5 protein-coding genes are annotated in these 6,675 nt (G+C 53.2%); all 5 read left to right on the top strand.

The window, feature by feature from the left end; genetic code table 11:
• Nucleotides 1-698: glycolate oxidase subunit GlcE (gene glcE, locus E0D98_RS20265; protein ID WP_131890879.1), on the top strand; the 698-nt coding region annotated here is incomplete at its 5' end.
• Nucleotides 699-708: 10 nt separating this feature from the next.
• On the top strand, nt 709-1,932 hold the full coding sequence (gene glcF, locus E0D98_RS20260) for a glycolate oxidase subunit GlcF (protein ID WP_001194680.1): 1,224 nt from the start codon (nt 709-711) through the stop codon (nt 1,930-1,932).
• Nucleotides 1,933-1,936: 4 nt separating this feature from the next.
• Nucleotides 1,937-2,341 (top strand): GlcG family protein, encoded by a 405-nt coding sequence (locus tag E0D98_RS20255; RefSeq protein WP_000853256.1) that lies wholly within the window; start codon nt 1,937-1,939, stop codon nt 2,339-2,341.
• 21 nt (nt 2,342-2,362) lie between these two features.
• Nucleotides 2,363-4,534, top strand: coding sequence for a malate synthase G (gene glcB / locus E0D98_RS20250; protein ID WP_047086997.1), 2,172 nt, complete (start codon nt 2,363-2,365; stop codon nt 4,532-4,534).
• Nucleotides 4,535-4,889: 355 nt separating this feature from the next.
• Nucleotides 4,890-6,572: a glycolate permease GlcA gene (gene glcA / locus E0D98_RS20245; protein WP_000259303.1), complete on the top strand. Its 1,683-nt coding sequence runs from the start codon at nt 4,890-4,892 to the stop codon at nt 6,570-6,572.
• Nucleotides 6,573-6,675 lie beyond the last annotated feature (103 nt).

Raw genomic sequence — 6,675 nt, 5'->3', positions numbered from 1 at the left:
ATTTTGTCCTCGGCACGCGCATCATTACCGGCGCTGGAAAACATCTGCGTTTTGGTGGCGAAGTGATGAAAAACGTTGCCGGATACGATCTCTCACGGTTAATGGCCGGAAGCTACGGTTGTCTTGGCGTGCTCACTGAAATCTCGATGAAAGTGTTACCGCGACCGCGCGCCTCCCTGAGCCTGCGTCGGGAAATCAGCCTGCAAGAAGCCATGAACGAAATCGCCCAGTGGCAACTCCAGCCGCTACCCATTAGTGGCTTATGTTACTTCGACAATGCGTTGTGGATCCGCCTTGAGGGCGGCGAAGGATCGGTAAAAGCGGCGCGTGAACTGCTGGGGGGCGAAGAGGTTGCGGGTCAGTTCTGGCAGCAATTGCGTGAACAACAACTGCCGTTCTTCTCGTTACCAGGTACCTTATGGCGCATTTCATTACCCAGCGATGCGCCGATGATGGATTTACCCGGCGAGCAACTGATCGACTGGGGCGGAGCGTTACGCTGGCTGAAATCGACAGCCGAGGACAATCAAATCCATCGCATCGCCCGCAACGCTGGCGGTCATGCGACCCGCTTTAGTGCCGGAGATGGTGGCTTTGCCCCGCTATCGGCTCCTTTATTCCGCTATCACCAGCAGCTTAAACAGCAGCTCGACCCTTGCGGCGTGTTTAACCCCGGTCGCATGTACGCGGAACTTTGAGGAGCAGGCTATGCAAACCCAATTAACTGAAGAGATGCGGCAGAACGCGCGCGCGCTGGAAGCCGACAGCATCCTGCGCGCCTGTGTTCACTGCGGATTTTGTACCGCAACCTGCCCAACCTATCAGCTTCTGGGCGATGAACTGGACGGGCCGCGCGGGCGCATCTATCTGATTAAACAGGTGCTGGAAGGCAACGAAGTCACGCTTAAAACACAGGAGCATCTCGATCGCTGCCTCACTTGCCGCAATTGTGAAACCACCTGTCCTTCTGGTGTGCGCTATCACAATTTGCTGGATATCGGGCGTGATATTGTCGAGCAGAAAGTGAAACGCCCACTGCCGGAGCGAATGCTGCGCGAAGGATTGCGCCAGGTAGTGCCGCGTCCGGCGGTCTTCCGTGCGCTGACGCAGGTAGGGCTGGTGCTGCGACCGTTTTTACCGGAACAGGTCAGAGCAAAACTGCCTGCTGAAACGGTGAAAGCTAAACCGCGTCCGCCGCTGCGCCATAAGCGTCGGGTTTTAATGCTGGAAGGCTGCGCCCAGCCTACGCTTTCGCCCAACACCAACGCGGCAACTGCGCGAGTGCTGGATCGTCTGGGGATCAGCGTCATGTCAGCTAACGAAGCAGGCTGTTGTGGCGCGGTGGACTATCATCTTAATGCGCAGGAGAAAGGGCTGGCACGGGCGCGCAATAATATTGATGCCTGGTGGCCCGCGATTGAAGCAGGTGCTGAGGCAATTTTGCAAACCGCCAGCGGTTGCGGCGCGTTTGTCAAAGAGTACGGGCAGATGCTGAAAAACGATGCGTTATATGCCGATAAAGCGCGTCAAGTCAGTGAACTGGCGGTCGATTTAGTCGAGCTTCTGCGCGAGGAACCGCTGGAAAAACTGGCAGTTCGCGGCGATAAAAAACTGGCCTTCCACTGCCCGTGTACCCTACAACATGCGCAAAAGCTGAACGGCGAAGTGGAAAAAGTGTTGCTTCGTCTTGGATTTACCTTAACGGACGTTCCCGACAGCCATCTGTGCTGCGGTTCAGCGGGAACATATGCGTTAACGCATCCCGATCTGGCACGCCAGCTGCGGGATAACAAAATGAATGCGCTGGAAAGCGGCAAACCGGAAATGATCGTCACCGCCAACATTGGTTGCCAGACGCATCTGGCGAGCGCCGGTCGTACCTCTGTGCGTCACTGGATTGAAATTGTAGAACAAGCCCTTGAAAAGGAATAACAAAATGAAAACTAAAGTCATTCTTAGCCAGCAAATGGCGAGTGCAATTATTGCCGCAGGTCAGGAAGAGGCGCAGAAAAATAACTGGTCGGTTTCCATTGCTGTTGCCGATGACGGCGGTCATCTGCTGGCGTTAAGTCGCATGGACGATTGCGCGCCGATTGCGGCTTACATCTCCCAGGAGAAAGCGCGTACCGCCGCGCTGGGGCGTCGTGAAACTAAGGGCTATGAAGAGATGGTGAACAACGGACGTACCGCGTTCGTGACTGCGCCGTTATTAACGTCGCTGGAAGGCGGCGTACCGGTTGTTGTTGATGGGCAAATTATTGGTGCCGTGGGCGTTTCTGGTTTAACCGGAGCACAGGATGCGCAGGTCGCGAAAGCGGCAGCAGCGGTGTTGGCGAAATAAGCGAAAACGAGGAGATAAACAATGAGTCAAACCATAACCCAGGGCCGTTTACGCATTGACGCCAATTTTAAACGTTTTGTGGATGAAGAAGTTTTACCGGGAACAGGGCTGGACGCTGCGGCGTTCTGGCGCAATTTTGATGAGATCGTTCACGATCTGGCACCAGAAAATCGTCAGTTGCTGGCAGAACGCGATCGCATTCAGGCGGCGCTTGATGAGTGGCATCGCAGCAATCCGGGGCCGGTAAAAGATAAAGCGGCCTATAAATCTTTCCTGCGTGAACTGGGCTACCTGGTGCCGAAACCGGAGCGCGTGACGGTGGAAACCACGGGCATTGACAGCGAAATCACCAGTCAGGCGGGGCCACAGCTGGTGGTTCCGGCAATGAACGCCCGCTACGCGCTGAACGCGGCGAACGCTCGCTGGGGCTCACTGTACGATGCGTTATACGGCAGCGACATCATCCCGCAGGAAGGGGCGATGGTCAGCGGCTACGATCCGCAGCGCGGTGAGCAGGTTATCGCCTGGGTTCGGCGTTTCCTCGATGAATCTCTACCGCTGGAAAACGGCAGCTATCAGGATGTGGTGGCGTTTCAGGTGGTCGATAAACAATTACGCATCCAGTTGAAAAATGGTAAAGAAACCACGTTACGTACCCCGGCGCAGTTTGTCGGTTACCGTGGCGATGCCGCTGCGCCGACCTGCATTTTGCTGAAAAATAACGGCCTGCATATTGAACTGCAAATTGATGCCAACGGACGGATTGGGAAAGACGATGCGGCGCACATCAACGATGTTATCGTCGAAGCTGCAATCAGTACCATTCTCGACTGCGAAGATTCGGTCGCGGCGGTTGATGCGGAAGATAAAATCCTGCTGTACCGCAATCTGCTGGGCCTGATGCAGGGGACTCTCCAAGAGAAAATGGAGAAAAACGGTCGACAAATCGTGCGTAAACTGAATGACGATCGTCAGTACACCGCCGCCGATGGCTCTGAAATTTCTCTGCACGGACGCTCGCTGCTGTTTATCCGCAACGTGGGTCATTTGATGACCATTCCTGTGATTTGGGACAGCGAAGGCAATGAAATCCCGGAAGGCATTCTTGATGGCGTCATGACTGGCGCGATTGCCCTCTATGATTTAAAAGTGCAGAAAAACTCGCGCACTGGCAGCGTCTATATTGTGAAACCGAAAATGCACGGTCCGCAGGAAGTTGCGTTCGCCAACAAACTGTTTACCCGCATTGAGACAATGCTCGGTATGGCACCGAATACCCTGAAAATGGGCATTATGGATGAAGAACGTCGGACCTCGCTGAACTTGCGTAGCTGTATCGCTCAGGCGCGTAACCGCGTGGCGTTCATCAATACCGGTTTCCTCGACCGTACCGGCGATGAAATGCATTCGGTGATGGAAGCTGGCCCGATGCTGCGTAAAAACCAGATGAAATCGACGCCTTGGATCAAAGCCTACGAACGTAATAATGTGCTTTCCGGCCTGTTCTGTGGGCTGCGCGGTAAAGCGCAAATCGGTAAAGGCATGTGGGCAATGCCGGACCTGATGGCAGACATGTACAGCCAGAAGGGCGACCAACTGCGTGCCGGGGCAAACACAGCCTGGGTTCCGTCGCCAACTGCCGCTACGCTCCATGCGCTGCACTACCACCAAACCAACGTACAGAGCGTGCAAGCCAACATTGCCCAGACCGAGTTCAATGCTGAATTTGAACCGCTGCTGGACGATCTGCTGACTATTCCGGTGGCTGAAAACGCTAACTGGTCGGTGGAAGAGATCCAACAAGAGCTGGATAACAACGTGCAGGGGATTCTGGGGTACGTGGTGCGCTGGGTGGAGCAGGGGATTGGTTGTTCAAAAGTGCCGGATATTCACAATGTGGCGCTGATGGAAGACCGCGCAACGCTGCGTATCTCCAGCCAGCATATCGCCAACTGGTTACGTCACGGTATTCTGACCAAAGAACAGGTGCAGGCGTCGCTGGAGAATATGGCGAAAGTGGTTGATCAGCAAAACGCTGACGATCCGGCTTATCGTCCGATGGCGGGGAATTTCGCTAACTCGTGTGCTTTTAAAGCTGCCAGCGATTTAATCTTCCTCGGCGTGAAACAGCCAAACGGCTATACCGAACCGTTATTACACGCCTGGCGTTTACGCGAAAAAGAAAGTCATTAATAGCGTCAAAAAAAGCCACGGCAAGTTTTATTGTCGGGGCTATGATAGTAACTGCGGTAGTACATTTATCCCGGAAATAACCGGAGCGATTATCAGGGTTTAACAATATTAAATACCCGTAGCGCATTACTAGCGGGCCTATAACAACAATATGGACATCTTAACGATACTCTGCGCCTGCGTGTGCAGAACAGAAACCCTTACCCGATATACTTGTTATGCCAGAGGTAGCAATTGCGTTAGCGGCGTACTGTTGCTGTAAAGTATAACGCCTATATTTTACAGTTCAGTCCTCTTTTGCTTATTACAACCTTAAGTATATCAAGCATATAAAGATAATAAGAGACTGAACAATATGGTTACCTGGACCCAAATGTATATGCCGATGGGAGGACTGGGGCTATCCGCTCTGGTCGCCCTGATCCCGATAATATTCTTCTTCGTTGCACTCGCGGTATTACGTCTGAAAGGACATGTCGCTGGAGCAATAACCCTTATATTATCTATCCTGATTGCAATATTCGCTTTTAAAATGCCGATTGATATGGCTTTTGCTGCTGCGGGCTATGGCTTTATTTATGGATTATGGCCTATTGCGTGGATTATTGTCGCGGCGGTGTTCCTCTATAAATTAACCGTTGCCAGCGGTCAGTTCGATATTATCCGCAGCTCGGTTATCTCCATCACCGACGATCAGCGTTTGCAGGTGTTACTGATTGGTTTCTCCTTTGGTGCGTTGCTGGAAGGAGCGGCTGGCTTTGGTGCGCCGGTGGCGATTACCGGTGCGCTGCTGGTGGGCCTGGGCTTCAAACCGTTATACGCGGCGGGGCTGTGTCTGATTGCCAACACTGCGCCAGTGGCGTTTGGTGCGTTGGGCGTGCCGATTCTGGTCGCCGGTCAGGTAACGGGAATCGATCCGTTCCACATTGGCGCAATGGCGGGACGTCAGTTACCGTTCCTGTCGGTTCTTGTGCCGTTCTGGCTGGTAGCAATGATGGACGGCTGGAAAGGGGTGAAAGAGACGTGGCCAGCGGCGCTGGTTGCTGGGGGAAGCTTCGCTGTCACTCAGTTCTTTACCTCTAACTATATTGGTCCGGAACTGCCGGATATTACTTCGGCGCTGGTGAGTATCGTCTCACTCGCTTTATTCCTTAAAGTCTGGCGGCCGAAAAATACCGAAACGGCAATCAGCATGGGGCAATCCGCAGGTGCGATGGTGGTAAATAAGCCATCTTCTGGCGGTCCCGTGCCTTCAGAATATAGTCTGGGGCAAATCATTCGTGCGTGGTCACCGTTTTTAATCTTAACGGTGCTGGTCACCATCTGGACCATGAAGCCGTTTAAAGCGTTATTTGCTCCGGGCGGCGCGTTTTATTCACTGGTGATTAATTTCCAGATCCCTCATTTGCATCAACAAGTGTTGAAAGCGGCACCCATTGTCGCCCAACCAACGCCAATGGATGCGGTGTTTAAATTCGACCCTCTCTCGGCTGGCGGCACCGCTATTTTTATTGCGGCGATTATCTCTATCTTCATCCTCGGCGTGGGCATCAAGAAAGGGATTGGCGTCTTTGCCGAAACGCTAATTAGTCTGAAGTGGCCGATATTGTCGATTGGCATGGTGCTGGCGTTCGCCTTCGTCACCAACTATTCCGGCATGTCCACCACGCTGGCGCTGGTACTGGCAGGTACAGGCGTGATGTTCCCGTTTTTCTCACCGTTCCTCGGCTGGCTGGGGGTATTCCTTACCGGCTCGGACACTTCTTCAAACGCCCTGTTTGGTTCACTGCAATCGACCACGGCGCAGCAAATCAACGTCTCTGACACTCTGCTGGTGGCAGCAAATACCAGCGGCGGCGTAACTGGCAAGATGATCTCCCCGCAATCTATCGCCGTGGCCTGCGCCGCGACGGGCATGGTGGGCCGAGAATCTGAACTATTCCGCTACACCGTGAAGCACAGTCTGATTTTTGCCAGCGTTATCGGCGTTATCACGTTGTTGCAGGCGTATGTGTTTACTGGAATGTTGGTCTCGTAAATCAATAATGCCGGATGATCGTTAATATCATCCGGCTTCATTTACATTATTCTGTCTTATTAATTGAAAATTATTTCTCGCTTTATTATCCATGCGGCAATAA

This window comes from Escherichia sp. KCJ4928, from assembly GCF_004352695.1.
GTDB lineage: Bacteria > Pseudomonadota > Gammaproteobacteria > Enterobacterales > Enterobacteriaceae > ECMA0423.
This window is presented reverse-complemented; position numbering and strand designations above follow the sequence as displayed.